We start from the raw sequence: 24,652 nt of genomic DNA, 5'->3' as shown, positions 1-24,652 counted from the left end.
CTAAGATATTCTTGTGTTTCCTGTGCATTTCGATTCATTGATCAATACCTCCTAATTCGCTCAAACGTCTCTCGAGATAAATTTCTCCTCGAGCATGACCAGCACTGTGACCCAACATGAAAGACTTTTTCATTGCTTGCCGCAGCTGTAGTTCTGTTAAAGATCCTTTATTAAATTCAGCGACAACGATCTTTACCAGTTCATCAAATTCCTGTTCCTTGTGCTCTGCATGACCTATCAAACTACCCATGCGCAACCTCCTCATATTTTCTAGCTAAACTCACAAACTCCCCATATTCCTTCAAGAAAGCTAATTCCACTGTTCCGGTCGGTCCCTGCCTTTGCTTGGATATGATAATTTCAATGATGTTCTGTTTCTCTGATTCCTTATCGTAGTAATCGTCCCTGTACAGAAAACCGATTAAATCCGCATCCTGCTCAATATTTCCGGATTCCCTAAGGTCTGACATCATTGGTCGCTTGTCTTGCCTTTGTTCAACGCCTCTGGAAAGCTGTGATAGTAAAATGATTGGTATATTCAGTTCTTGTGCTAACAGTTTTAAATCTCTGGTCATCGCTCCGACTTCAAGGTCCCGGCGCTCGTGTTTCCCTGTTGAAGCTATCAGCTGCAGGTAATCAATGATGACAAGATGTTTTTCATTCGGATTGTCTTGTACAGCTTTACGGATAGATGCTTTGATCTGATTGATTGTGTTTGTCTGCTTATAAATTTCTAGCTTCCAGTTAGATATAACACCAATAGCTGTCATCGCCTTGTCGTAATCCTCTTGAGAAAAAACCATTGACTGCCATTTTTGAATGTCCACACGACCCTCAGTTGAAATCATCCGTTTCAAAAGTGCTGCCGGTCCCATTTCCAAACTGTATATGTGTGACATGCCGCCGTTTTTGCAGTGTCCAGAGCCAATATTCAAAGCAAATGCGGTCTTTCCAACGCTTGGTCGCGCAGCGATGATAATTAAGTCTCCCGATTGCGTGCCGCCTGTCATTTCATCCAAATCTTTATAACCTGTTGGATGCCCTTTACTTTGCGATTCATCCGGATGCATCAATTCTTCTGCAATCTCCATGAGATAGTCTTTCACTGTCTTTTCGTCAGTTTGGATGCCTTCATCCTTCACTTTGTCTAAATCCACCATGAGTTTATGAAGTGATTCCTCGCTAGGTGATTTCATGTACTCAGAGGCTAATTTCTGACTTTCTCGCAATCGATAATCCTCATAAATACTAGATTCATAGTTTTTGATTGGCGCAGTGCTTGGTACGGATTCAGCCAACTCAGTGAGGTAAGTTACACCGCCAACCTCGCTTATTGAATCACCTAATTCCGTTACGACAGTGACAACATTAATCTCAATCCCTTTAGCATCTACCTTCTGCATCGCTTCATAGATGCGTTTATGTCTCGCTGAATAGAAATGTTTTGATTCAATGGTTAAGTTTCCAATCAGGCTGCCTTCCAGTAGCAAAGAGCCTATTACTGATTGTTCTGCTGTTTCTTTATAATTCATTTGCTTTTATCCTCAACCAGTTTTTTTACAGCTTCGTAGAATTCACGTTTCTTGGATTCCGGGACCTGTGCAGCTTCTCTTTTCCATCTTTCGAACTTCTCTAGGTGTTCATTCTTTTCTGGTGCATAAGCTGATATTTCTGCGATAGTCGGCGGAAACTTATTCGTTGTTACATGTTCCTTCGCCCTCGCCATCACTCTGTCGAAATCCATACCTTTCATAACATCTGCCCACATATCAATTTTTTCTTGTGTAACTTCAAAATTTGGATATATAGACTTGATTAGTTTAAAAAGTTCTAATACCTCTGCTTTAGTCACTGATATCAAATCCTCCCCAATCAACGCCGTTGGCTTTCTTCTTAGATGAAAAATCTACAATATTACTTGTGCGTTTGTTTTTTTCTTTCACATAAATCCTGGCCTCTTCTACTGTTTTTATATTGTGCTGAACCCATTCTTTGAAAATATCTTCCACGTATTTATAAGAACGGGCGTTATACTTAGCGCCTAACTTTATAGCTGCAATTACCAGGTCATCACCAAGATCTTCACACCAGTCAATCAAAGAATCTCTGTTTAATGGATTCAGCATGCAGATATTTTCTTCAAAAAGTTTGAACGGGCTCACCTCTTCTTCTTTCTTTACATTCTTATCATTCTTTACATTCTTATTATTGTTCCATCCCTGTTCCAACTCTGTTCCACCTGCGTTCCAACGCTGTTCCAAGTTCTCTTTTTTATAATTGTCTAATCCTTGATATATCTCGTAATTGACGACTGTGAAGAGTGTTCCAAGTTCGGACTCTTCAGTTTTCAATCGATTTTCTTTAACTAACGAGTCAATCTTCCTTTTTATAACTGCAAGCGAATATTTTTTTACACTCCGATTCTCTATATAAGCTAAATCTTCTCTTAAATTTCGATATGATCTAAGGAACTGCCCCCTTTTCAGATGCATTCCAGCAACTGTTGTTCCTTCTTTGGCAAAGACAGCATTTCCGTATATATAGAAGAAGATTCTAAATTTCGGTATGTCAGTCCATATGGGGTTTTCGAAAATTTCTCTGCTTGTCTGGAATGCACCTTTCATTAGGGATCACCTTTCCTTATCTTGGTATCTCACAGATTGCGAATCTGCCTTTTACTTCTAAAATGGTGTAGCCTGGGTATCTGTCCATATATCTGATAATCAGTTGCTTTAGTTCACTTTTGTCCTGAGCCTGCTCGAATATCCAAGCAGGCAGCAAGACGTTTGATTTATTGTGCATTTGCATCAATCGGGAAATCTTTATTTTCGGATTCCTCTACTCCCTCTGTCGCTTCTGCGTTAATGTAATCTGGGGCATCAATGAAAATATCATCATCTGGTGTAATATCTTTAACGCTCCTTGCTGTTCCTTCATCGTTAGCTACTTGCTCCTGCAGCTCAACACTGATAGGAAGGTATTTCCACATGTGACGAATCACTGTTTTATTTGCCATTTCCTCATAAAAATTGTTCCAAGGGCTATATTTAGAGCGACCTCCGGGACTAGACGTGCGACGTTTTTCAATCTCTGACTTTGGCATGAACTCCATTTGGTATCCGCCATCTTTAAAATGTGCAACTGCATAAGAACCGATAAACTCCCCTTTATCCTCATCCATTGTTGGTGTGTGTTTCAAAGTTGGATTAAGGCCTAACTCATATTCGAAGGCATCATTCTCATATACTGCATGAGCATAAATTGATTGAATGTGTCCAGATCGTCTTGCTAAATCAATCATGCCTTTATATCCAATAATGAATTGGACCTCTGTAATGCCTTTTTTATTGTTTTTGAAAGGCAACAGATAGCATTGACCTAAAAGACCCGGCTCAAGACCTAATTGTGCAGCTTGCATTACACCGCCTAACAAACTCCCTGGATCTGCTTTTTTTAATTCCGGTGTAGTACGGATTGTTGTCATTGTTAAACGCAACAACCTATCAACATCCATGTGTTTAGGTAACGCTTGAGACATAGCTGGAGCCATTTGCTTTAGATAATCCTCAATAGTTTTAGGTTTATCCGTTGCAACTGCACCACTATTATTTTTCTTTGCTGCCATTTGGTTTTTCATTTCCTCTGCTGTAGCCATTTAAATAGCCTCCTGTTCAATTTGCTTTATAGTTAACCTTCTACCAGTAGTTTGATTGGTGTACTTTTCAGCAATTTTAGGCAAGTCTTTCTTCAACGCTTTACTATTCAGTCTGTTTTGTGAAAAGGATTTTAATTTAACTTCAAACCTTGGAGTTACCCCTAACTGGGCCTCTCCCATCATAAGTTTTAGTTTATTTTCATACTCTTTTTGTAGTGACTCTTTTTCTTTTACTTCTGCTTTGATGCTCTCAATTGCTTCAATGAGCATTTCAGCATCATCAGATTTCAACAAGATTGTTTCTCCGTTATCTTCTGGATACATTTTGTTTAATAACTCACTTGCTGATTTTGTTCCATCAATTTCTGGTGGTATTTCTTTGAGTACATGCTCTTCCCAAAAATGCTTCTCTTGCTCAATCATTAATTCGATAAATTCATCATCACGATCAACTTCTTTCCAAACGAACTTCTGACCACCAATCAAAACAGCTATATATGCTTTCTCATAATCCAGAACAGCCATATAGTGTTGCAGTTGACAGATATAGGCCGGCGGGACTTGTTCCCCCTCCCAAGCGTCCGCATTAAATGCATTGGTTGTTTTGCACTCAAGCAGCGATTTTTCACCAATTACGTCACGATCGATGTTCGCCATCATAAAATCGTATTCAGGGTGTTGGAACATCTGGTTTCGCCGCCGCACTTTTTTACCTGTCAATTCCATAAATCGTTGAGCTACTTTATCCTCTAAAGCATTGCCCCAGTAGATGGCTTCGTTATCTATTTCTTCAACTCTTCCACCTGTCTTATCCATATATAGCTCAAATGGTGATTTCCAAGGATTGAAACCCAATATGACAGAGGCATCACTTCCGCCGATTCCTTTAGTTCGTTCTTGCAGCCACTCTTGATGGCTCATTTCGATTGTGTTTTTAGCCATTTGATTAATCCTCCTAGATGCCGTATAATAGGCACATAAATATATTTGTTAAGAATTTTTAAAGCGCCTCTGCCAAGGCGTTTTTTATTTTGCCGTAACATAATCTGCACCATGTTTCTCCAATATTTCTCTAGCGTCCACTGATAGTTCATCCACCAGATAAAATTCACCGTCAAACTCCAGTATTTCATCGCCAGAATGTACGTCGTTTCCCAATCCATCAGTTACAAACATCTGCCTGCGTTCGCTGTATGGGTATCCAGTGCGTCGAGTCCTTTCAATTGCTGGATGGTCCATGTTTATCCCTCCTCTAATAATTTTTCTAGGTCTGTATCTTTTCTAAATATCACTGTCACAGCCGATGAAAATGGCTCATTTGGTTTATCAACCACAATGTGATTAATACTGCCATCGCGTGACCAATCAATTACCAAAACTTTATATTGCTCACCTTTCAGTGTTACTGTTGGTTGATTCATATTAAGCACCCTTTCTTTGAGATTTTTCTGACCAAAGTTTTAAAACAATCTGTTTTTGCCGGCTGTTTAGCGACTGCCAAGCTCCCGCTTTGATATTCATTTCAATTCCCTCCTATACATTAATCATCATGTAATACAAAAACGTCATTGCTCCTATAAACCCTAAGCCGTAGAACCATTTGATAAAGCGTTCGCTGCTCATATGCGGGACCTCATGAATTGCTGGTGATTTTGTTCAATGGAATCAACAATATTTTGCAAAACGATTCCTGTAGTTGCACATTGAGCCAAATCCTTTATTTCTTTATGCAGCTTGTACTCAATCTCTAAATTTTGCATTGCTATAAGTGACTTCCTCGCATCCTTTAAACAAAGGTCCATTTCTTGATAGTCGCCCCGGTGAATTGCTGAAATCCCTCTCAAGTGACAATCGATATAACATTGCTTTTCAATTTCGAATCTTGCGATAATATCCGTCATACAAACCCTCCTAAATGTGTGAAATGATAATAAATACAGCTAAAATAATTCCGATATAAGCAAGTCCGCTATCACTTTTTTTGTTCACAAAATCCCTCCTATTGTCATTATTATTGCTCCTAAACTATGCATCGTATCTGTGACATTTGAAATTAGATCAGCTGCAATTGTCAAATCGATGTTACAAGCAATCGCTATTAGTACGTCTTGCGAATTAGTCACCTTCGCCCATCGGAAATAATCTTCTGTTCGAATTGAAACTAGCCCTCGCTCAATTTTTGATAAATTTACTCTGGACATATGCAGCTTGGGAGCAAGTTGTTCTTGGCTCAATCCTCTCCTTTTACGCATGAATTTCAGTGATTCTTCAACATTCAATTTTTCTCACCTCCTCCGAATGTTCATGACGTGAACATGTTCAAAGGGAGACCAGTATTCATAGATTGTTAGAGTTATAATGTAATTACCGACAACCCTCAGTTGGTTTCTAGTTTGCTTGTTTAGTAGGTTTAGCCTGTTGGTCGATCCAGGTCATAAGACCGTTATAAGGGATACGAATTTTATATCCGTCTTTAACGACCGGCAGGCCATTGTGTTCGGACTGTCTACAAAGTTCATAAGTGGCAGTCCTTCCAATCCTTAAAATTTTAGCCGTTTCTTCAACAGTCAGAAATTTAGGTTGTGCTTTATAACCATGAGATTGGAGCATTCTTTCAATATCTTCCAGGTGCTTTTTATTCTCTTCCTGGATGATTTTGCGAAGAGATTCTTCCATGGACATTTAGACCACTCCTTTTATGGCGCATTTTGTACAATAAATACTTGTTCCACCGAAATCACCATCAATTAGTATTGATTGTAGTAACTCGGTATCGACATTTTGTTCAACGCCGCAAGATGGGCAGTATGTGAATATTTCATCTTCGTATAAATCCACCATCTTGGTTGTTCCATTATTGGAAGTTATTTTGTGGTATAACATCAAATCACATCCTTATCTGGTAGTTAAAAATGTTTGGCTATTAAGCATTTTGTCAGCTACTCTAATACCATCGTCTAACCTATCTATCATCGAAAGGTATTGAGGTGCTGTGATACTTTTAAGTCCATGTTTTGTTTGATAATTTTTCATTAGCGCTTTTATATTTGTTTTATAAGCGTTATTAAATGATTTTCTGAAATGTCTCCAAGATTCAGGAAAAGCTATTCCGTTATCAGCTGCATACTTCCGAATCATATTATTTAATTTCTGTTGTTCGTTTCCGTCCGGATTAACCTTGTCCCAGTTATCAACACGATTCTTAACAGTTATTAATTCTTGCTTAGTTGTCGCAACTTCTTGCTTCAGTTCTTTAACACTATTAGCTTGCATAATTATTAAATCTTCAATAGATTGTGGCTGTTTTGCTCTGGAACGCTTTTCAACTTCAATGAAGTATTTACGAATCACTCGACCTTGTTCATTGTTTTCAACCATCGCAATTTCTTTTGCAGTATCAATAAGGAGTAAATATTCAGTTGAAGGTCTGCCACCAGTGCTTTTTGATAAAGTTGTCAAAAAGTCATCACCTTCTACGAATCCATAATTTTCAATGCGGCGTTTAATCCAATTCGTAAATTCTTGTCTGCTAAAAAGTTGTTTGTGCAATTCTCTTGCACTTACTAACTTTTCGCCAGTTTCATTTTCGTATACAGGCAACATTTCATTAGCAATTGTCTTTAATTGGTTCATTAGATAACCTCCTATACTGTTTGTTTTGATGTATTAGATGATTTTTTCTTTATCAAGAAACGAATCGTGTCCATTTTGATTAAAAAAAATTTCATCTACTGATAACTTGTAATAATCCGCTATTCGTTTAGCTAATTTTAAAGATGGTGTACGGTCTCCTCTTTCAATAGCGCCAAGCATTTGAGGAGTTATTTCTAAGGCTTCAGAAACATCTTGTCGCGTTTTGTTTCCACGGCAGTCAATTAGCTTGTGTCTAACCATGATAAAAACCTCCTTCCAGAAACGTTTTGTTTCTTCATGAATACAACTATACAGAAACACTTCGTTTCTGTCAATGCTTTTTAAGAAACTTTTTGTTTATTTTATAGAAACGGAAACTTATTGTTTCTATAATGAAATAAGGGTGATAAAAATGCTAAAGGATAAACTAATTAAATTACGTAAACAAAAAGGGTTATCTCAATACGAAGCCGCAGATAGATTGGGCTTTTCTAGAGGTAAATTATCTAATTACGAACAGGGTAGTCGTCAACCTGATTACGACACACTTATACAATTAGCAATATTTTATAACGTTTCCACAGATTACTTATTAGGTCATGAAACAGAAGAAAGTAAATTTGAATACTACAGAAATAAGATAGTGACAGAGTTCCCTAACATAGATTTAATGTTCCACGATATGGAGTCTCTCACAGCTGACGATTTACAGGATGTATATGAGTTTATAAAGTTCAAAAAAAGCCAGAAAGATAAATAATGGCTATTATTATAGATATAAAATGCATAGAGGGGTCGATAGTTTGAAGAAGTTATTATTTTTATTAGTAGGAATGATGATATTTTTAGCAGCTTGCGAGGACGGAGATGCTGGAGCGGAAAATGAAGAGCCAGAAGACAACGAATCCGAACTGACAGAAGAGGAAGAAACAGAGGATGTTTCTACAGATGACCCATTAGCGTTCGCAGATAAAACAGATGAAAACGCAAAAGTATTAATAGATGGCATGAATGAATATGTTATTGAAAGTTATTATGTCAGTGACGATACAGATGAACAAGGTTTTAATACTTATGAAGATGGCGAATTCTTGATGCGTTATGCTATCGTTGAAACCGAAAACATAGCTGAGGCTGAAGTGCAAGGCGAAAGAAGGCTGATGATTCTCGGAGAGATTATCAATAATACTGACCAAGATTATCATTTTGATAAAAACAGATTCTTTATTAAAACAGATGAGAACGAAGAATCAAGTTTATCATTTGATTTAAATGGGGCTTGGCGAGCGAACCAAAAATCAAAATTTATCGATGACTTTCCATTAGAATATGATATACCAGAAGCATTTGCTTTAACAATAATTGACCCTTCTTTAGAAGGCGATGGGGATGATGCTGTTTTCGGAGATGACTGGGGTAGAAAATTCGATGAAGCATTTGAGGAATTCAAAGAAGAACACTTAATAGTTGAACTAGAATTTCACAGAGAATAAACTAAATAAATCAACTGAGGGTGTGCGCAAGCATGCCTTCTATTATAACCACGAAACGAACATACATTCTTAAACTGGGGGGGTTTTTGTTTGTATTCACACCTAGAGGATTACATTTATGAGCTTTATACGAAAATCGGAATTACCAAACCGTCTGACATGGATATGTATTTAATCGCTAAATTATTAGGAGTGGTGATTTCTTATAGAAAAAGGCCATTCAGAACAGAAAAGGAAATTGTGATAGATAAAGGAACAATTAGAAGTGAATGGATGATGTTCGGTCATGAAATATGCCATTACCTCAGGCATGTTGGAATCCAATTAGCTATGAATAAATTATTTATAGACTTACAGGAGTATCAAGCAGACTATTTCTCCTATCATTTCTGTGTCCCTACATTTATGTTGGATAAGCTAGAAATTAATTGTGCGGAGGATATTATAAAGCATTTTGATGTTGATTATGAGTTCGCTTTAAGAAGACTGGAAATGTACGAAAATAAGCAATATACAAGGAGTGTATCGTTTTGAAAATCACGTCACTAGAAGCTAAAAGAAAACAGAAAGCTATGGAAGAAATAGTGGTGCTACCTGTATATGATTCAATACGGGTTAATGATGAAGGTGAATTAGTTGGAGAAATTGTAGCTTATAAAGAAGTTCCTAAATACATGCTGGAGGAGGATGATTTATAATGAGAGGTCATATCATTAAACGAGGTAATAAGTATTCCGTCGTAGTTGATATAGGCAGAGATCATAACAATAAAAGAAAACAGAAATGGTTTTCGGGCTATGAGAGAAAAAAGGATGCGGAAAATGATTTACCTATAATTATTAGTAAGTTAAAAAAAGGATATACAGACCCGGCAAATATGACGATGGAAGAATATTTTAACCAATGGTTAGATAGAAAAAAGAGCACCGTTGCCCCAGGAACATATGAACATTATGAATCGTATATGAGAAAGCATATTATTCCTGGTTTGGGGCGGTGGAAAATAAGTAAGTTGGAAAGTTATCACATTGAATCGTTTATCGATGAAGTTAATGATAAAGAACTGTCTCAACGAAGTAAAAAACATATTTATCGTATCTTATCAAGTGCTCTTTTAAAAGGTAAAAAATACGGAATCAAAGAGGGAATAATGGAAGATATAGAACCCCCTAAAGTCGATAAGCAAGAGATAGAGTATTGGTCAGAAGATGAAGTGATAGACTTTATGAGCAATTTAAAAAGCAAGAATCATGCAATGCCGATATTATTATCACTTGCCACCGGGATGCGCAGAGGTGAAGTCTTAGGATTAAAATGGAATAAAGTCGACTTTGCTAACAATACTATTTCCGTTACACATCAATTAAAGAAAGACGATGAAGGAGAATGGGATTTGTCGTCTCAATTAAAAACCTCTACCAGTTACCGAACCATTGAAATAGATGATGATACGATTGAAATTTTAAAAGAACATAAACGGCAACAACAAAAGGATAGGTTAAGCTGCGGTGGTGACTATGAGGACCTTGATTTAGTGTGCGCAACGTCAACCGGAGGGTATATCCGGCCGACGTATTTAAGGACTGTTTTTAATCGTACACTAGAGAGAAGTAGCGTGAAAAAGATTAGTTTTCATGGATTACGACATACGCACGCCACATTATTATTAAAATCTGGGGTACATCCAAAAGTTGTACAAGAGCGTTTAGGGCATCGTTCCATCCAAACGACTTTAGATACTTATTCACATGTTATCCCCGGTATTCAAAAAATCGCCGCAACAAGTATACAAAAGTCGTTATATGGAAATAATGATAAGGGGAAATCCGCAAACTCGATTGCTAACGCATCTGCTAACAGGAAGTGAATTAACTGTCATCCATAACGTATTTTGGGAGTTTAAAAGTATTGCTTATCATACGTTGTACGTGTGTGTAATATCTCTTTTTGGTTTCCGGTACCAGGTTTGCCGGGGGTTCGAATCCCTCTGGGCGCGCTAGATAAAGTTAATAAAAAGACAAGGGATAAAGATGTTTGCTTCCCTTGTCTTTTTTTCTGTCTTCCAGAAGTTTGGTGCTATCTTTCCTCAAACACCACCAGGCTTTTCCACTCGGTTGCGAATGAATACTCTATTTTCCTATATGTGATACCGTGATACCCCTTGCCTAATTAAAAAGAGGGACTGCCAGTTGTCGTACCTGACTCTGGCCGGTTAGAATCATTACTTGATTTATAGTTGGACTCAATAGCAGATTTAGCTTTAGCAGGCGCTGATGTCAGTCCCGTTGCCCAGCTTTCTATCGCTCTATCTGTTGATTGTTGAAATGTTTCGCTCCAGTTTACTGAACAAGTTTTTTCATCGCAATGAACACCATTTCCATAATCTGTCGAGGCTGCTTGAACTCCTGAGGTTGAAATAGCGGATAATCCTAACGTTAAGGCTGCTAACCCTAATTTCATTCTCTTTTTCATCACAGGCACTCCCTTTATATAATGATTTGTCTCTCAACCTAACATAACTTTTGCGAAGATTCAACAAGTTACCATGAAGAATGGAAAGCAAAATAGTCCGCCGCAGCGGCGCTTTACACTTCACCTTCTATTATTTAGATAGGGATTTATCCAAGATACGGTCAACTCCTGTTTCTATGGAAATGAAGTCACTTTTTAATAACAGAAAATTAAGTTTATTTATATTTGAAGCAGTCAAATTGTAATACTTATAGGTGCACCAGAAATTATATAATGCTATATAAATAAAAGCCCCCTTAAAATTGAGCAATGTAACTCGCCTTTAAGAAGGACTTTTTTAGCTGAGGTTTTAATATTTGGTACTTTGTTTATCTGTTAAATAAAGCAAAGTTCGTTATACGGATAGCTTTAAACTTTTTCACGTACAAGGCTTGTTAAATATTCCAGCGCCTCTTCTTCATCTTCTCCTTCGATAATAAGCTTGATTTCTTCTCCTTTTGTCAGAGCCAGGCTCATTAATCCCATAATGCTTTTGGCATTAACCTTTTTATGATCATTCTCTAAAAATATGTGTGAATCAAATCGATTGGCCTCTTGTACAAAATAGGCAGCTGGCCTCGCTTGTAGTCCTGAATCTAATTCGATTTTCACTGTTTTCTCAACCAATAAATTCACTCTCCTGTCTTAAGTAAACGCCTCCATTTTTTTAGGAAGCAGAAAAAATTCTGCGTCTTTCTTTCGGCGATGTTCCATGATATTTACTGCATTATATCATATTCTTCGGATACTAGCATTAATTACCAAGCTGCAGTTCACCACGTTTGATTTTCTCTGCAAATTCATCAATTTTTTTCAAACGATGATTCACGCCTGATTTAGAAATCGTCCCGCTGGTAACAAGTTCCCCTAATTCTTTTAAGGAAACTTCTTCATATTGAATACGGAGCTTAGCTATTTCCTGTAATTTTTCCGGCAGCTGATCCAATCCAACTGTCCGTTCAATCAATTTAATGTTTTCAATTTGACGGAATGCTGCGCCGATGGTTTTATTTAAGTTCGCGGTTTCACAATTCACCAGTCTATTGACAGAATTACGCATATCACGGACAATGCGTACATCTTCAAATTTTAATAATGCTTGATGTGCTCCAATGACACTTAAAAACGTAGTAATTTTTTCGGCTTCTTTGATGTAGACGATATAACCATTTTTGCGCTCTAAGGTTCTTGCATGTAAATCATATGCATTAAACAATGTTTTTAATGCTTCTGCATGCTCCTCATAATAATTAAAAATCTCCAAATGATAGGAGGAGGTTTCCGGGTTATTCATTGACCCGCCAGCTAAAAACGCTCCGCGTAAATATGCTTTTCGGCAGCATTCTTTTCTTAAGTATTTCTCTGAAATGGTCCGGACAATCTGGTATTGATTTTCCATTAGATTCAAATCCTCTAATAAAGATTGAACACCATTTTTCATACGGACGATATATACATTATTTTTCTTCAGCTTCATTTTTTTACGGACAAGCAGCTCCACCGGCAACGTATAATTTTGTTTGATTAATGTGTAAATACGCCTTGCAATTGCTGCATTCTCTGTTTGAACATCCAGTACATAACCTTGCTTTGATATAGAAATAACGCCATTCATTCGAACTAATGCAGCTAGTTCAGCAAACTGACAGCAAGAATCCGATTGAATAGCGGTTAGTTCTTTCTTAATATCTGATGCGAAGGACATTGTATCACGCTCCTTCCCCTTTTCGAACACGCCTTGATACGTTTATTCAATGAAACTGTATTCAGCGGAATAATCCTGCATACCCCGCTGAATCTGACTTCCTTGTCTTTTTCATCGTACTTTTTGAACACTCACTACTATAAAAATTTATAAAGCATTTTAGCTATTTTATCATTATTATGACGGAGAGTTCCATCTTTATGCTTCACGACAATATTACCAGGAAAAACCTGGACATTCATCGCTTCTAAACGGGAACTATCTGCTACTACCGGAAACGCCTGCTCTTCTTTATAAATCTCCTGCGTTTCTGCATCGATTGGCTGATCATGAACAATCACATAATCAACACAATCATCGCCGACATGATCATGAATCGCTTGGACATGATCTGCTGCAGAATAATTCGTTGTTTCTCCATATTGTGTCATGATATTACAAACGTACACAATCTTTGCTTTTGTATTTAATAATGCTTCCTTCACTTCTGGAACAATTAAATTCGGCATAATTGAGGTATAAAGGCTCCCTGGAGAAATTACGATTAAATCTGCTTTTTGAATTGATTCCACAGCGTTAGGTAATGGCTGCAGCGGCTGCGGCTCTAGAAAGACCCGTTTAATCCGTTTGCCGGACAGAGGAATATTGGATTCCCCATGAATAATCTCTCCATCCTCCATAATCGCATGCAAAGACATGTTATCGTTTGAAATCGGATAGATATTTCCTTTTACATTAAGCACCCGGGAAATTTCTTTTATTCCTTGATTAAAATTACCAGTCATGGAAGTCATTGCTGCCAATAATAGATTACCTAATGAATGCCCTGTCAACCCGTTTCCCTGCTGAAACCGATGTTGAAAAAGCTCTAAAAGCATCGGCTCTGCATCAGACAGAGCTGCAATCACATTCCGGATATCTCCTGGTGCCGGCATTTCCATCTCGGAACGAATTCTTCCTGTACTTCCCCCGTCATCTGCTACCGTCACAACAGCAGTCAGATCTACGGGCAAATCCTTCAACCCGCGAAGCAAAACCGGCATTCCTGTCCCTCCGCCAATCGCTGTTATTTTCGGGATATCGCTCATGAGGTTTTGGCCTTTCTCTTTTCAATATCTCTGTGGCTGACATGGGTAATATAATCATCGCTGAATTGCTTGGAGAAGTATTCGGCTAAAGCAACAGAACGGTGCTGTCCGCCCGTACAGCCAATGGCAATAACTAACTGTGACTTCCCCTCTTTTTTATACTGCGGGAGCATAAAACGGAATAAATCATTTAATTTCTCTACAAACAATTTCGTATCTGACCATTTAAACACATAGGAATTTACTTCCTGATTTAGTCCGGTCAATGGCTGCAGTGCAGATACATAATGCGGATTCGGCAGAAAACGTACATCGAAAACTAAATCCGCATCAATTGGAATGCCATATTTAAACCCAAAGGATACAAAATGAGTGGAAAATACTTCTTGTTTTTCTTCCTTGTACAATTGAAGAATCTTTTCACGCAAATCTCTCGGCTTGAGTTTTGACGTATCAATAATCCGCTGGGAACGGCCGCGCAGCTCATCGATAATAATTCGCTCTTGATGGATGCCGTTTAAAGGAAGTCCGCCGACAGCTAATGGATGAGAGCGTCTGGTTTCTTTATATCTTGTCACCAGCGTTTCATCCTCCGCATCTAAAAACAGGATATGGCTTTGAATCCATGGTGTATGGCTGATTGCATCCAATGCCTTGTATAAGGAATCAAAAAATTCTCTTCCCCGCAGGTCCATGACGAGCGCCACTTTTTGAATGGTGTTCGAAGCATCCTTCATTAATTCTAGAAATTTGGGAAGAAGCGCAGGAGGTAAATTATCTACACAATAATAACCTAAATCTTCAAAGCTTTGCACTGCAACTGTTTTTCCGGCTCCTGACATCCCCGTAATAATAACGAGCTTTGTTTCTTTTTCCTGATTCACTAAACTCTCCCCTTTCAGTCCTCTTCCAACACATTGGCTTTTAGCAGGTACGGAGACTGCAGTCTCAAAAAAGTTGTCTGAGACTTTAGCAGCTCACCCCTTTTTATCGTGCTTCTTATATCTTATTTTAATTATATTAGAAAACCTGACATTCGCCAAGCCTTTGAGTGAATGCCTTCGTTTGGGCTGCGAACACCGGTACGAAGATATCCCTTCTCTTATATAGCTGACCTGTGAAACTTCGCCGCAGCTGAGACACTCTCCCTTTTTCCATTTAAACAAAAAAATGGACAGGTGAGTCACCTGTCCCAAAACTAATCTATCTATTAAAAGGGGGTCAATTAGTTAACTCTATAATACCCTTTCATTGTTTCATGCGTGTTACAGCAACGTTAAGATGCAGTTACCATAGATTAATTTTTTTATACAAATCCTAACCAAAGATGGATATGATTTGTATTTTCGACAATTTCCAATAACTATCGTATTATGCATCTCCTAAAATACGACAATTTTGCTAATTAATCTTCTAATGTTTCTACATATTTAATTGCTGTTTCCGCTGCGATACTTCCATCGCCTGTAGCTGTAACAATTTGTCTGAGGTCTTTTGCACGGATATCTCCAGCTGCAAAAATACCAGGTATTTTCGTTTCCATATTTTCAGATGTAGGAATATATCCTTCTTCATCCGTAATCCCTAAATCCGTAAATGGATCATTTAAAGGAAGCATACCGACATAAACAAATACACCGCTTGTTGGGAAGTCATATACTTCATCCGTTTTTACATTTTTTAATGAAATGCTGCTGACTTTTCCCTCTGGACCGTTAATTTTTTCAGCTATCGTATCCCAAATAAATTCAATTTTATCGTTGTTAAATGCGCGATCCTGAAGAATGCGCTGTGCCCGCAATTCATCACGGCGGTGTACAATGGTTACTTTGCTTGCGAATCTTGTCAGATACACGCCTTCTTCTACTGCAGAGTCTCCCCCGCCGACAACAACCAGTTCTTTCTCTTTAAAGAAAGCACCGTCACAAACGGCACAATAAGACACACCGCGTCCGCCAAGCTCTTCTTCGCCCGGAATCCCGAGTTTCTTATATTGTGCTCCAGTTGCAATAATCAAAGCTTTAGTATGATAAACTTTTTTTCCTGCATAAATGGTTTTATATTTGCCATGATCTTCAATCGACTTAATATCACCGTATGCATATTCTGCGCCAAACTTTTTAGCATGATCGAACATTTTATTCGACAAGTCCGGTCCTAAAATATGGTCAAATCCAGGATAGTTCTCTACATCTTCTGTATTTGCCACCTGGCCTCCCGGAATTCCGCGTTCCAGCATCAGTGTATCTAAATTTGCCCGTGAAGCATACACAGCAGCTGTCATCCCTGCTGGTCCAGCTCCGGCAATAATCACATCATATATTCTCTCTTCGGACATTCAATCCCGCCCCTTTATCCTTATAATATTCTTATTCCACCGTATAGTGTAATGAAATTAAGATTTAACGTCTATCTTTTTGCTCATTTTTTTATCGCCCAAGGCCCTTCTTCTTCTGACAGCTTGGGATGCCGCTTCAAACCCTCTTCCCATAAACGCAATGCCTTGCTTGGGTTCCCCGATTGATAAGCTGTGATGCTATACCATTTATAATAGGATGCTCTTCTTTTAGCTTGCTCCCCAGAAATATTTTGATACCGTTCATAAGCTAAACCATAATTTGCTGTTTTCGCAAAGACTTCCGCAATCCGCAGCTTTTGTTCTTCATGCATCGGATAAATATTGTTTATAATGTCGATATGCGTCTGATAATCTGCCTCTCCCGTTTCATAATAAAACAGGGCTAAATTCAAATGGCTGTGCAAATTGTTGGGATAGTCCACGAGCATATCTTCTTCAATATGCATCGCCTGTTCTTTTCTTCCTGTATAGAATAAGGCCTGGGCATAATCATGGACAGCCAGCTTCTGCTCCGGAAAGTTTTCCATGAGCTCCTCAATAAACGGAATTGCTTTTTCCCATTCATCATGCTCCATATGATAAAATGCAGTCTCCTGCAGGACAATCAGTTCATCCTCATCCTCCAGAGAAAAATTTTCTTCCTCTTCATCCTCTATTTCAATGAAGTCAAGAAGCTGCGCAGCATCATTACTGAAGTCGCCTTCTGGTTTTTTATCTAAATACATCTGCGCATACTTTTTGGCATCTTGAAGCAATCCAAGATGCGCATAGTTGTTGGCAGCTAAATAATAACAATCAATATACTCTCCAGTCTGCAGCACTTCTGTCAGCAGCTGATTGGCTTTATGATAAGCACCGGTTTCTGTATAAATAATGGATAACTGACATTTATATAAAGGAAAATGAGGCTTGTCCTCAATTGCTTTTTGAATCCATTTAATCGCAATATCAAACTTCCTTTTCTTAAATGCTTCGACACCCTTTGTATAGTAAAAGTCGCCTTCAGGAATAAATGGGGTTACGTTATTTGCAGTTGTCTTCTTATTTTTCCTTCTTAGCATGAATCAATCCCCCGTTCTTAAAGACAGTCGAGAAAAGTATACCATAGAATATAGCAGATTCCCATAAAAAATAAGACGCACGATCTGGCGTGCATCTTATTTTTTGTTTCCTTCATTTATTTATCTGGATGCGTTGTTTCGTATAATAGCTGCTCGAGTTCTTTTCGATAGACTGCTGCTTCTTCCCTGGTCCAGCCGAGCTCTTTTTCCATAAATGGCAGGACAGTATCCATATGCGTCTCCACCCATGGACGGTTGAAGAATAATGCACCGGAGCGGCGAATGAAGAAGTCTACTGCTTTATATGCCATTTCTTCATTTATTGCATATATTACCTGTGCAAATACTGCCGGTTCGATGTTTTCTTTTGCAGCTGCTTCTTTATTCTCTTTATATAGTGTAAAAATTTTATCTACATTTGCGCCATAACGCTGTGTCAGCTCTGCTGCTTCATTTTCTGATAACCCAAGGCTGCTGCCTTCTTTGACTTTTTCTGCTTTAAAATTCTTGAAGCCTTTGGATCCGCCGACTTCTCCGCCGGAAATAGGCAGGTGCTTCGTTTGGCTCTCTGTATATAGGATGCCTTCTTCTTCTTTTAACTGTTTTGCTACCATATTGACAACATGCTCGCCCATTTTGCGGTAACCAGTTAATTTACCGCCTGCCATAGAAAGTAACCCGGAATCTGATTGGAAAATCTCATCCTTACGGGAAATTTCACTTGGACTGCTTGCCCCTTCTTCCGCAATTAACGGACGGATGCCGGCCCAGCTTGATTCGACTTTACTTGCATCAATACCAACAGATGGGAACATATAATTAATGGCATCTAAAATATAATCCCGGTCCTTCTCTGTCATCGTCGGATGCGCAATATCCCCTTTATAATCGGTATCGGTTGTACCTACATATGTTTTGCCGTCACGCGGAATAGCAAAAACCATCCGGCCATCCGGTGTATCGAAATACACTGCTTGCTTCAACGGGAAGACCGATTCATCGAATACAAGATGGACACCTTTTGTTAAATGAAGGGTTTTTCCTTTTTTGGAACCATCTAATTCACGGACATCATCCACCCAAGGCCCGCCAGCGTTAATAATTTTCTTTGCATAGATTGGATGCTTTTCTTTGCTGATTTGATCCTCGGCTACAACGCCGACTACTTTGCCTTCTTCATAGATGAATTCAACTGCTTTGGTGTAGTTGACTGCTTTCACGCCGTTTTCCACAGCTTTTTTAAGCACTTCAATCGTTAAACGTGCATCATCGGTTTTATATTCTACATAAAAGCCTCCGCCGCGAAGCTCCTCTTTTTTTACAAGCGGCTCACGTTCTAATACCTCTGCCGGCTTTAACATCTCCCGACGCTCTGATTTTTTTACCCCTGCTAAAAAGTCATATACACGCAAACCAATACTTGATGTAAACGGTCCTAAATTACTTCCTTTATGGAATGGCAGCAGCATCCATTCTGGTGTCGTCACATGCGGGCCATTTTCATAAACAACCGCACGTTCTTTTCCTACCTCTGCTACCATCTTCACTTCAAATTGCTGCAGATAGCGCAGGCCGCCATGCACCAATTTGGTAGAACGGCTTGAAGTACCGGCTGCAAAATCCTGCATTTCAATCAGGCCCGTACGCAGGCCTCTTGTCGCAGCATCCAGAGAAATTCCTGATCCGGTAATACCGCCGCCGATAACTAATAAATCCAGTTGATTACTTTCTAAGGCCCCTAGTGTTTCTTTACGTTCTTTACTTGAAAAATTATGCATTATTTCCACTCCCACTCCCAGTAATGATCTATTGTTTTTATTCCCTTTATTGAAGACGGTTATTCATCAAATACAGATGAAAAGCATGAATCTGCCCGACGAACATTGGCGGGCGGCTTCATTTCCAGCACAATAAAAAAGACCACAAATGCACTGGTGTCTATACACCAGATACTTTGCGGTCTCTCCTGCTTCTCCGTCCTTTATATTAACTTGATTATATCTTAACACAGATGACTTTTATTGTATAGTCACTTGCTCGATTCGGATTTTATCTATTGCACAGCCGGTATATTACTACGTTGCCGATCAATCCTCTAATTTAAATACACGCGTCGCTTCCACCGCTTTCTTCCAGCCTTTATATAAGCGCTCACTTTCTTCTTTATCCATTGCCTCTTTAAATGTTTTCTCATTTTGCCACTGCTGTGAAATCTCTTCCTGGCTCTCCCAGAACCCAATTGCTAATCCCGCTAAGTAAGCAGAACCAAGCGCCGTTGTTTCCTGAACAACCGGTCGCTCCACGGTCACATCCAGGATATCACTCTGGAATTGCATCAAAAAGTCATTTTTTACGGCGCCGCCATCCACACGAAGCGTTTTCAAATCAATATTAGAGTCGGCAGCCATCGCCTCCATCACATCTCTTGTCTGATAAGCCAGTGATTCCAACGTTGCCCGGATAAAATGCTCCTTTTTTGTTCCTCTGGTTAATCCAAATACAGCACCGCGGGCTGCACTGTCCCAATAAGGCGTTCCTAAACCGACAAATGCCGGCACCACATAAACACCGTCTGTGGTATCAATTCTGCCTGCAAAGTCCTCACTCTCCGGACTCGATTCAATCATTCTTAAACCATCACGGAGCCACTGGATTGCTGAACCGGCAACAAAAATACTTCCTTCCAGGGCATAGGTTACCTTTCCGCCCAAGCCCCATGCAATCGTAGTAAGCAAACCATTTTCTGAACTAACCGGTTTTTCTCCTGTATTCATTAATAAGAAGCCCCCGGTACCGTACGTATTTTTAGCCATTCCCTTTTCAAAGCAGGCTTGCCCAAACAAAGCAGCTTGCTGATCACCAGCAATACCGGCAATCGGAATCTCTTCCCCAAAGAAATGATACGCCACTGTGTTGGTATAAATTTCAGATGACGGGCGCACCTCCGGAAGCATGGATTTCGGTACATCAAAAATGTCCAGAAGCTCCTCATCCCATTTTAAATCATAAATATTAAACATCAGTGTTCTGGAAGCATTGGAATAATCAGTAACATGTGTTTTTCCAGCTGAAAACTTATAAATCAGCCACGAGTCCACTGTTCCAAATAAAAGGTCTCCCGCTTCTGCTTTTTCTCTGGCACCTTCGACATGATCCAAAATCCATTTCACTTTGGTTCCTGAAAAATAAGGATCAATCAGCAGCCCCGTTTTATTACGAACGGTGTCCTCATACCCCTGCTCCCTGAGCTCTTTACAGATACCTTCTGTTTGACGTGATTGCCAGACGATTGCCCTGTAAATTGGTCTTCCTGTATGCTTATCCCATACAATCGCCGTTTCCCGCTGATTGGTGATACCGATTCCTTCTACACTGCTCGGCTCAATCCCTGTTTTATTGATTACTTGAGCTATGCATCCCAATACGGACGTCCAAATTTCATTGGCATCATGCTCCACCCAGCCCGGTTTATCAAAAAATTGCTTAAATTCGTTTTGTGCCGTTTCTACAATATCGCCTTTTTGGTTAAATAAAATCGCACGAGAACTTGTGGTACCTTGGTCAATGGATAGGATATATTTTTCGGTCATGGTAAATTCCTCCTTTTCTAATGTAGCTTCCTAAACTAAAATAAAACAGGGATCAAAAAAAGTTCACAAAGACAAAACCATAATCTTTTAAAAGATATTCTGGCACATGATGAATGCGCTTTACTTATGCACATGCTTTATCCTATTTATTTATACATTATAATAAATTGAAAGCGGTGTAAATAATTTCAAACCTTCTTATTAATCTGTTATAAAGTTAAGATTAATTAGGTCATTAGATAAATGACAACAGGAACAGTAACCAGACTCAGCACTGTTGATATCAAGGTTGCAGCAGACACATTATTCTCTTGTACCCGAAACTGGATAGCATACATTGTCGTATTTGCAGCAGTTGGTGTAGCAGCTACAATAACCATTATTTGCTTCGTCAATTCATCAAGCGGCAACTGCCATACGATAAATAATGCTAATAAAGGAGACAGCATCAGCCGCATAGAAAGACTGAATGAAAGTAATTTCCAATCCACTTTTCTGATTGTCATGTTTGCTAGTTGCATTCCTAAGGCAATCATAATCACTGGAATTGCAGCATCTGCCATAAAATCAATCCCTTTCATTAAAGTTCCCAAGGGAATATTCAACCAGTTAAATACGATTCCAAGTGTTGCCCCGTAAATCATCGGCATGCGCAAAATCTGTCCTGCTGCATCTATGCTCCCTACATTAAATGGACTCCCTTTCGCCGCATAATAGACTCCTAATGTGCTCATTAGTAATTGCTGTAAAACCATTAATACAATGGCTACCTTCATCCCTTCTGGCCCAAACAAAAAGAGAACTAGCGGCGTACCATAATTCCCATTATTCATAAACGCACTGGATAATATTAATCCACAACGTTGTTCCTCAGAATATTTCAAGACCTTTGTAAATAAAGTAATGAATAAAATACTCAAAAAGCAAAGTCCAAGTAAAAAAATAATAAAATACATAAAGGAACTATCAATCGTCTGTAAATAAAAGGTACGAAAAACTAAAAAGGGAACAAGTATGTAAATCGCCAATCTCGATATCATGACAGTTTCTAACTTGAGAAAGGACTGCGCAATGTAGCCGACAACAAACACAAAGAAAATAGGTAGCATAATTGATAGAATAAACACTTGATCACCTTGCTTATTTTATTTATTGATGGATAACAGGGCTATCCGCTTAGAATAGCCCTGTTATCCGTCTTGCGTTAACGTAATTATTGAAATACGATTAATTTTTCCTCTGTCATTTCTTCCATCGCATACTTCGGACCTTCTTTACCGGTGCCGCTCTTTTTCACACCGCCATAAGGCATGTGGTCTACTCTGTAACCAGAAGTATCATTAATAATCAATCCGCCTACTTCAATCTTCTCGGCTGCTTTCATCACAAAGCTTAAATCATTTGTAAATAACCCTGCCTGCAGTCCATACTCGGAATCATTTACTTTTTCAATCACTTCATCTTCATCATGATACGTATCTACCGCAACTACTGGTCCAAAGACTTCATTTCTGCATACTTTCATTTCCTGATTTACATTTGTCAAAATAGTCGGCTGATAAAAAACCCCGTCGCGTTTCCCGCCAACCTGCAGCTTAGCACCTTGGCTTATCGCTTCATCCACCCAATTTTCAACACGGACAGCTTCTTTTTCGGCAATCATTGGACCAATATTTGTTGAAGCATCCGCAGGGTCACCTACCTTGAGAGCTTTTGTTGTTTCAACCATTTTCTCCAAAAAGGATTCATAAATGGCTTCATGCACAAAAACACGTTGAACCGAAATACAAACCTGACCGGCATTATTAAAGCTTTTTTGCGCAGCCGCTGCTGCACTGATCTCAATATCAGCATCTCGATGAACAATCGTTGCTGAATTATTCCCCAGTTCTAATGCTACTTTTCTTATTCCAGTATTTTCACGTATAATTTGACCTACGCTCGGGCTGCCGGTAAAGGTGTACATGTTTATTTCTTGATTGGAGGTCAGGTACTCACCGATTTCTGCTCCCTCTCCAGTTAACACGTTTAAACGTCCGACAGGAAGACCAGCCTCTTCAAATATTTCCGCCAGCAACAGCGCGGATATAGATGTTTCTTCAGCTGGTTTTAATATCACACTATTTCCCGCAGCAAGACCTGGCCCAACTTTATGACAAACTAGATTTAAAGGAACGTTAAATGGTGTGATGGCAGCTACGACCCCAACTGGTGCTTTTATTGTCAAAGCTTTCCTATTTTCCGAACCCGGTGCTGACTCTATTGGCACTCCCTCTCCATGGATACGCTTTGCTTCTTCTGCCGAAACTTCCAATGTTAACGCCGCTCTTTCCACTTCACCAATTGATTCTGTTAAAGGCTTCCCAACTTCTTGAACAAGGACATTAGCAACGCTCTCTTTTCGTTCCAATAATAATTCAGAAGCTTTTTTTAAAACATGAAAGCGCTCGTAAGGTGGAAATGGTTTTTTTAAAGCCTTTTTAGCTGCTGCAGCACTTGCAGTTACATCGCTTTCTTCCGCTACAGAAATTTCAGCAATCACTTCTTGTGAATATTTATTGAAAACCGGAAGCTTTCTATCCCTCTCTGTCCATTTTCCATCAATGAAAAGACCATAGATATTTTTTAACAATACATTATTCATCATAACATCATCCTTTCATAACATAAGGTTACTATCTTTTGTTTTCTTATAAATCCTTTGCTTTTCCTTTGCTTCCAAATACCTTTATTTTTTCCTGAACTTTTTTCTTTAAATAATCTTTTCCGTTTCCTAATGAATTGGCTAAAACAATTTCATCCGGATTCTGTTTAAAAGTTTCTTTTACACCATTTGTAAACGCCTGACGCAATTCTGTATCTACATTAATTTTGGCAACACCTAATTGGATTGCTTTTTGAACCTGTTCATCAGGAACATCTGAGCCTCCATGGAGCACTACGGGACGTTGAACAGCCTTTGAAATAGCATCTAATCTCTCAAATCGTAATTGAGGTGTTTGTTTATACAGCCCATGAGCAGTACCAATAGAAACAGCTAAATAATCTACGTCTGTTGCTTCTACAAAGGCAACTGCTTCTTCTGTCGTTGTAATAAGGGCATCTTTTTCATCGACAGAAATATCATCTTCTGTTCCGCCTATTTTGCCAATTTCTCCTTCAGAACCGATATGAAGCGCTTTTGCTACCTGAACGACATCACGTGTAATGCTGCTGTTTTCTTCAAAAGATCTTGCAGAACCATCAAACATGACAGATTGAAAGCCAAGCTGAACAGCCTGCATTGTTTGCTCAAAACTCCTGCTGTGATCCAAGTGGATAGCGACCGGAATTGTAAATTGTTTTGCATAGATATCTATCAATGCTTTCATTGATTCCATTCCTAATGTCTGAATAACCTTTTGCCCCACTTGGATCATAATTGGCGCCTGTTCTTCTTCTGCCGCCTCTAAAATCCCTAAAATGGTTTCTGCATTATGCGCACTGAAAGCTCCAACGCCATATCCATTCTCATAAGCATGCTGAAGCATTACCTTTCCGTTTATAAATGACATGCT

Annotated in this window: 30 protein-coding genes; 5 read left to right on the top strand and 25 right to left on the bottom strand. The window is 38.9% G+C overall.

Annotation, left to right across the window (positions count from 1 at the left end; all coding sequences use genetic code 11):
• Positions 1-34: 34 nt before the first annotated feature.
• From BN997_RS05245 to BN997_RS05175, 13 genes are all read right to left on the bottom strand, one after another.
• Positions 35-250 carry a hypothetical protein gene (locus tag BN997_RS05245; RefSeq protein WP_042530302.1) on the bottom strand — a complete coding sequence of 72 codons (216 nt, stop codon included), beginning with the start codon at positions 248-250 and terminating at the stop codon, positions 35-37.
• Complete coding sequence (dnaB, locus tag BN997_RS05240) at positions 243-1,532, bottom strand: replicative DNA helicase (RefSeq protein ID WP_042530300.1); 1,290 nt, start codon at positions 1,530-1,532, stop codon at positions 243-245. Before dnaB ends, BN997_RS05245 begins: the two co-directional genes overlap by 8 nt.
• Positions 1,529-1,852 carry a replicative helicase loader/inhibitor gene (locus BN997_RS05235; protein WP_042530298.1) on the bottom strand — a complete coding sequence of 108 codons (324 nt, stop codon included), beginning with the start codon at positions 1,850-1,852 and terminating at the stop codon, positions 1,529-1,531. The genes dnaB and BN997_RS05235 overlap by 4 nt, the downstream gene beginning before the upstream one ends.
• Entirely contained in the window at positions 1,845-2,624 is a 780-nt protein-coding gene (locus BN997_RS22105; RefSeq protein WP_052484916.1) for a DnaD domain-containing protein, read from the bottom strand. The genes BN997_RS05235 and BN997_RS22105 overlap by 8 nt, the downstream gene beginning before the upstream one ends.
• A 167-nt stretch (positions 2,625-2,791) precedes the next feature.
• Positions 2,792-3,655 carry a recombination protein RecT gene (gene recT / locus BN997_RS05220; RefSeq protein ID WP_042530294.1) on the bottom strand — a complete coding sequence of 288 codons (864 nt, stop codon included), beginning with the start codon at positions 3,653-3,655 and terminating at the stop codon, positions 2,792-2,794.
• Complete coding sequence (locus tag BN997_RS05215) at positions 3,656-4,597, bottom strand: YqaJ viral recombinase family nuclease (protein ID WP_042530292.1); 942 nt, start codon at positions 4,595-4,597, stop codon at positions 3,656-3,658.
• Positions 4,598-4,681: 84 nt separating this feature from the next.
• Complete coding sequence (locus BN997_RS05210; protein ID WP_042530290.1) at positions 4,682-4,894, bottom strand: hypothetical protein; 213 nt, start codon at positions 4,892-4,894, stop codon at positions 4,682-4,684.
• A 2-nt stretch (positions 4,895-4,896) separates the two neighbouring features.
• Positions 4,897-5,076 carry a hypothetical protein gene (locus tag BN997_RS05205; RefSeq protein WP_042530288.1) on the bottom strand — a complete coding sequence of 60 codons (180 nt, stop codon included), beginning with the start codon at positions 5,074-5,076 and terminating at the stop codon, positions 4,897-4,899.
• Positions 5,077-5,274: 198 nt separating this feature from the next.
• Complete coding sequence (locus tag BN997_RS05200; RefSeq protein ID WP_042530286.1) at positions 5,275-5,556, bottom strand: hypothetical protein; 282 nt, start codon at positions 5,554-5,556, stop codon at positions 5,275-5,277.
• Positions 5,557-5,640: 84 nt separating this feature from the next.
• A complete protein-coding gene (locus BN997_RS05195; RefSeq protein ID WP_042530284.1) occupies positions 5,641-5,934 on the bottom strand; it encodes a helix-turn-helix domain-containing protein in 294 nt (97 codons plus the stop codon).
• A 109-nt stretch (positions 5,935-6,043) separates the two neighbouring features.
• On the bottom strand, positions 6,044-6,337 hold the full coding sequence (locus BN997_RS05190; RefSeq protein WP_042530282.1) for a helix-turn-helix domain-containing protein: 294 nt from the start codon (positions 6,335-6,337) through the stop codon (positions 6,044-6,046).
• Positions 6,338-6,550: 213 nt separating this feature from the next.
• A complete protein-coding gene (locus BN997_RS05180; protein ID WP_042530279.1) occupies positions 6,551-7,288 on the bottom strand; it encodes an antA/AntB antirepressor family protein in 738 nt (245 codons plus the stop codon).
• A gap of 33 nt (positions 7,289-7,321) precedes the next feature.
• Positions 7,322-7,549: a helix-turn-helix transcriptional regulator gene (locus BN997_RS05175; RefSeq protein WP_042530277.1), complete on the bottom strand. Its 228-nt coding sequence runs from the start codon at positions 7,547-7,549 to the stop codon at positions 7,322-7,324.
• Positions 7,550-7,700: 151 nt separating this feature from the next.
• Here BN997_RS05175 and BN997_RS05170 point away from each other — a divergent pair, with 151 nt between their 5' ends.
• From BN997_RS05170 to BN997_RS05155, 5 genes are all read left to right on the top strand, one after another.
• A complete protein-coding gene (locus BN997_RS05170; protein WP_042530275.1) occupies positions 7,701-8,048 on the top strand; it encodes a helix-turn-helix domain-containing protein in 348 nt (115 codons plus the stop codon).
• A gap of 43 nt (positions 8,049-8,091) precedes the next feature.
• Complete coding sequence (locus BN997_RS05165) at positions 8,092-8,781, top strand: hypothetical protein (protein ID WP_042530273.1); 690 nt, start codon at positions 8,092-8,094, stop codon at positions 8,779-8,781.
• Positions 8,782-8,871: 90 nt separating this feature from the next.
• Positions 8,872-9,315 (top strand): ImmA/IrrE family metallo-endopeptidase, encoded by a 444-nt coding sequence (locus BN997_RS05160; RefSeq protein ID WP_042530271.1) that lies wholly within the window; start codon positions 8,872-8,874, stop codon positions 9,313-9,315.
• Positions 9,312-9,479, top strand: coding sequence for a hypothetical protein (locus tag BN997_RS23105; RefSeq protein ID WP_175297009.1), 168 nt, complete (start codon positions 9,312-9,314; stop codon positions 9,477-9,479). Before BN997_RS05160 ends, BN997_RS23105 begins: the two co-directional genes overlap by 4 nt.
• Positions 9,479-10,648 (top strand): tyrosine-type recombinase/integrase, encoded by a 1,170-nt coding sequence (locus tag BN997_RS05155; RefSeq protein ID WP_042530269.1) that lies wholly within the window; start codon positions 9,479-9,481, stop codon positions 10,646-10,648. Before BN997_RS23105 ends, BN997_RS05155 begins: the two co-directional genes overlap by 1 nt.
• A 302-nt stretch (positions 10,649-10,950) precedes the next feature.
• Here BN997_RS05155 and BN997_RS05150 read toward each other — a convergent pair whose 3' ends face one another.
• From BN997_RS05150 to BN997_RS05095, 12 genes are all read right to left on the bottom strand, one after another.
• Complete coding sequence (locus BN997_RS05150; RefSeq protein WP_052484915.1) at positions 10,951-11,253, bottom strand: leucocin A/sakacin P family class II bacteriocin; 303 nt, start codon at positions 11,251-11,253, stop codon at positions 10,951-10,953.
• Positions 11,254-11,661: 408 nt separating this feature from the next.
• Entirely contained in the window at positions 11,662-11,919 is a 258-nt protein-coding gene (locus tag BN997_RS05145) for an HPr family phosphocarrier protein (RefSeq protein ID WP_042530267.1), read from the bottom strand.
• Between the two features lie 127 nt (positions 11,920-12,046).
• Complete coding sequence (gene whiA / locus BN997_RS05140; protein WP_042530265.1) at positions 12,047-12,997, bottom strand: DNA-binding protein WhiA; 951 nt, start codon at positions 12,995-12,997, stop codon at positions 12,047-12,049.
• Positions 12,998-13,134: 137 nt separating this feature from the next.
• Positions 13,135-14,085, bottom strand: a complete 951-nt coding sequence (locus BN997_RS05135; protein WP_042530263.1) for a gluconeogenesis factor YvcK family protein — start codon at positions 14,083-14,085, stop codon at positions 13,135-13,137.
• The gene (gene rapZ, locus BN997_RS05130; RefSeq protein ID WP_084612854.1) at positions 14,082-14,969 is read right to left on the bottom strand and encodes an RNase adapter RapZ; all 888 of its coding nucleotides are present in this window, start codon (positions 14,967-14,969) and stop codon (positions 14,082-14,084) included. Before rapZ ends, BN997_RS05135 begins: the two co-directional genes overlap by 4 nt.
• Positions 14,970-15,490: 521 nt before the next feature.
• Positions 15,491-16,423: a thioredoxin-disulfide reductase gene (gene trxB, locus BN997_RS05125; RefSeq protein ID WP_042530261.1), complete on the bottom strand. Its 933-nt coding sequence runs from the start codon at positions 16,421-16,423 to the stop codon at positions 15,491-15,493.
• Between the two features lie 83 nt (positions 16,424-16,506).
• A complete protein-coding gene (locus BN997_RS05120; protein ID WP_042530259.1) occupies positions 16,507-17,505 on the bottom strand; it encodes a tetratricopeptide repeat protein in 999 nt (332 codons plus the stop codon).
• Between the two features lie 116 nt (positions 17,506-17,621).
• Entirely contained in the window at positions 17,622-19,283 is a 1,662-nt protein-coding gene (locus BN997_RS05115; RefSeq protein ID WP_042530258.1) for a glycerol-3-phosphate dehydrogenase/oxidase, read from the bottom strand.
• A 309-nt stretch (positions 19,284-19,592) separates the two neighbouring features.
• Entirely contained in the window at positions 19,593-21,095 is a 1,503-nt protein-coding gene (gene glpK / locus BN997_RS05110; protein ID WP_042530256.1) for a glycerol kinase GlpK, read from the bottom strand.
• Positions 21,096-21,322: 227 nt separating this feature from the next.
• Positions 21,323-22,222 (bottom strand): AEC family transporter, encoded by a 900-nt coding sequence (locus BN997_RS05105; protein ID WP_139089019.1) that lies wholly within the window; start codon positions 22,220-22,222, stop codon positions 21,323-21,325.
• Positions 22,223-22,308: 86 nt separating this feature from the next.
• Positions 22,309-23,739, bottom strand: a complete 1,431-nt coding sequence (locus tag BN997_RS05100; RefSeq protein ID WP_042530251.1) for an aldehyde dehydrogenase family protein — start codon at positions 23,737-23,739, stop codon at positions 22,309-22,311.
• A gap of 46 nt (positions 23,740-23,785) precedes the next feature.
• Positions 23,786-24,649, bottom strand: coding sequence for a class II fructose-bisphosphate aldolase (locus BN997_RS05095; RefSeq protein ID WP_042530248.1), 864 nt, complete (start codon positions 24,647-24,649; stop codon positions 23,786-23,788).
• Positions 24,650-24,652 lie beyond the last annotated feature (3 nt).

Origin of the sequence: Oceanobacillus oncorhynchi (assembly GCF_000821065.1) — a bacterium.
GTDB lineage: Bacteria > Bacillota > Bacilli > Bacillales > Amphibacillaceae > Oceanobacillus > Oceanobacillus oncorhynchi.
The sequence above is the reverse complement of the archived record's forward strand: the minus strand, read 5'-3'. Positions and strand labels throughout refer to the sequence as shown.